The organism is Dietzia sp. DQ11-44 (genome assembly GCF_014145205.1).
Lineage (GTDB): Bacteria > Actinomycetota > Actinomycetes > Mycobacteriales > Mycobacteriaceae > Dietzia > Dietzia natronolimnaea.
The window spans coordinates 1-2,741 of sequence record NZ_JAALEC010000501.1; the positions used below are offsets into that span (position 1 = coordinate 1).

Annotated in this window: 4 protein-coding genes; 3 read left to right on the forward strand and 1 reads right to left on the reverse strand. The window is 70.3% G+C overall.

All coding sequences use genetic code 11. The features are described 5' to 3' along the window. Positions 1–268: 268 nt before the first annotated feature. Both G6018_RS12555 and G6018_RS12560 read left to right on the forward strand, forming a co-directional pair. Positions 269–550, forward strand: a complete 282-nt coding sequence (locus tag G6018_RS12555; protein ID WP_179523422.1) for a DUF2516 family protein — start codon at positions 269–271, stop codon at positions 548–550. Beyond that, a complete protein-coding gene (locus tag G6018_RS12560; RefSeq protein WP_182610498.1) occupies positions 547–1,257 on the forward strand; it encodes a MerR family transcriptional regulator in 711 nt (236 codons plus the stop codon). The genes G6018_RS12555 and G6018_RS12560 overlap by 4 nt, the downstream gene beginning before the upstream one ends. 26 nt (positions 1,258–1,283) lie before the next feature. Here the strand turns inward: G6018_RS12560 and purU are convergent, their stop codons facing one another. After that, complete coding sequence (gene purU / locus G6018_RS12565) at positions 1,284–2,150, reverse strand: formyltetrahydrofolate deformylase (RefSeq protein WP_182639773.1); 867 nt, start codon at positions 2,148–2,150, stop codon at positions 1,284–1,286. 54 nt (positions 2,151–2,204) lie between these two features. On the opposite strand from purU, the gene deoC reads away from it, so the two are divergent. Beyond that, positions 2,205–2,741 (forward strand): deoxyribose-phosphate aldolase (deoC, locus tag G6018_RS12570; protein WP_182639774.1); only part of this gene is annotated, 537 nt, incomplete at its 3' end.

Genomic DNA, 2,741 nt, shown 5'->3' on the forward strand with positions numbered 1-2,741 from the left:
CGACCTCGGGTTCGGGCTCGACCTCCGGTTCGGGCTCGGCCAGCACGCCGTCGTCGTCCTCGACGACCTAGTCCTCGTCGTCGACCGACAAGTCGTCCGACTCCGGCAGCAAGTGAGTCACCGCGGCTGAGGCCGCAGTCAGCCGCCCCCGGCCCGCTCTCCCCGAGCGGGCCGGGGGCGGCTCTCGTCACGGGGCCGTCGAACCCCCAACTCCACGCCGTGAACATCGATGGCCGGGGTGTCGGACGCGCCGACTACACTGGCGGTTGTGATAGATGCATTGCCCGGAACCTGGGGCCTCATCCAGCTCGCGATCCAGGCGGCCCTCGTGGCGTGGGCGCTCGTCGGCCTGGTGCTGGCGGTCCTTCCTCCCGCGTCGGCGTACTCGATGGAGGGGAAGTGGCCCAAACCGGCCTGGATCGGTATCTGCGCCGGAGCCGCCCTCTTCTTCGCGATCCGGCCGTTCGGGATCCTCGGAATCGTGGCGATGGTGGCGGTCGGGGTGTTCTTCGCCGACGTCAGGCCTGCCGTCGGCGGCAGGCGCAGGTGAGTGCCAGGGGGTCCGCGCCGCTGCAGCGCATCGAGGAGCTGGCGGAGACCTCCGGCGCGACCGTTCGCAATATCCGCGTCTATCAGGAACGCGGGTTGCTCCAGCCGCCCATCCGACAGGGCCGGACCGCGCTCTACGGGCCGGATCACCGCAGTCGGCTCGACCTGATCCTTCGCCTGCTCAACCGGGGATACACCTTCGCCACGATCGAGGAGCTGCTCATCGCCGAGCGGCACGGGTTCACCCTCGCCGAGTTGCTCGAGGTCGAGAGCGTACGGGGCGAGCGCAGGCCCTCGGGGTCCCGACGGCGACTCACCCGGGCGGAGTCCCAGGCGGTCGCCTCGTTCGACATGCCCGAGGAGTTGATCGACGTGGGGGAGTCCCTCGGTCTGATCACCGAACCGGGAGCAGCCGACCACTTCTTCTCCGACGTCTACATGGCCGATCTCCTGCGTGACCTGATCGTCCTCGGCGTGGACGAGGAGGGTATCGAGAAGATCGGCCGCCTGTTCATGGAGGGTCAGAGCCGGGCGGCAGAGGCGTTCACCGTTCTGGTGGAGACCGTTCGCGGGGCGGGGATGGACCAGGCCGTGCTCGAGAAGCGGGTCCGGTCGATTCTTCCCCGGGCCGGCGCGGCCGCCCGGTTGATCTTCCTGTCCGCCGCCGAGACCCTGCTCACCGAGCGCCACGGTTTCTCCCGCGGCTGAGCCTTCTCCTGTCGCTGGGCCTCGTCTCAGGTGAAGACGACGGTCCGGACGTCGTGGACCAGGACGCGGTCCTCGAGGTGCCACCGCAGCCCGCGGGCCAGCACCAGCTTCTCGGCGTCGCGGCCCTGCCGGACCATGTCCTGCACTGTCGCCGCGTGGTCGACGCGGATGACGTCCTGCTCGATGATCGGTCCCTCGTCGAGGTCGGCGGTGACGTAGTGGCAGGTCGCCCCGATGAGCTTGACCCCCCGGATGTGCGCCTGGTGATAGGGGCGCGCCCCCACGAAGCTCGGCAGGAAGCTGTGATGGATGTTGAGGGCGCGACCGGCCCAGCGGGAGCACAGATCGTCCGGCAGGACCTGCATGAAGCGGGCCAGGACGATGGCGTGCGGGTCGATGTCGTCGACGATCGAGGACACCTCGGCGAACGCCGGACCCCGCTCGGCCGGATCCGCGGGGAACGGCACGTGATGGAAGGGGATGCCGTGCGCCTCGGTCATCCCCCGCAGGGTGTCGTGGTTGCCGATCACGGCGCGGATGCGGGCGGGGAAGTCCCCGCTGTCCACCCGGCCCATGAGGTCGTGCAGGCAGTGCCCCTCCTTGGACACCAGGACGACGATGTCCTTCGGTTCGCTGGAGTCGGCGATGTTCCAGTCCGTCTCCGGGCCGAGCTCGGCGGCCACCCGTGAGAAGCGGCGGCGCAGCTCGTCGAGGTCCATCCCGATCGACTCGGCGTCCACGGACTGCCGGGTGAAGAACCAGCGGGAGTTCTCGTCCGCGTGGTAGGCCGCCTCCACGATGGTGCCGCCGAGCTCGGCGAGGAACGTGGCGATGCGGGCGACGATGCCGATGCGGTCGGGGCAACCCAGCGTGAGGACGTAGCGGCGTGACATGAACGGTCATTGTGCCAGCAGGGGGTGGTGGGGAGCCCCGCTAGGCTGGCCGGCATGGATGCCACGCCACAGATTCAGCTGACCCGCGCCCGCGTCGCGGCGATGATCGACCACACGTTGCTCTCCCCGGACGCCTCCCGCGAGGACGTCCAGGCCTGTGTCGACGAGGCCCGCGCTCTCGGGGTCAAGGCGGTGTGCGTGAGCCCGGCGATGCTCCCGGTGCGGGCGGAGGGCCTGACGGTGGCGACCGTGGCCGGCTTCCCGTCCGGGAAACACCACGCGTTGGTCAAGGCCATGGAGGGACGGCTGGCGGTGGATCAGGGCGCCGTCGAGGTGGACATGGTGATCGACGTGGGTGCGGCGATCGCCGGCCTGGTGGACGAGGTGATGGCCGACGTGCTGACGATGCGCGACGCCGTGCCCCCGCCCACCGTGATCAAGGTGATCCTCGAGACCGCCGCGATCCACCGGGCGCTGGGCGAGGAGGCGGGGGACCGGCGGGTCGAGGAGCTGTGCCACGCCGTCGCGCGCGCGGGGGCGGACATGGTCAAGACCTCCACCGGCTTCCACCCGGCCGGCGGCGCCAGCGTG

Excerpts from the sequence above, each read along its gene's own strand:
- purU (WP_182639773.1), bottom strand. The coding sequence starts at position 2,150 with ATGTCACGCCGCTACGTCCTCACGCTGGGTTGCCCCGACCGCATCGGC.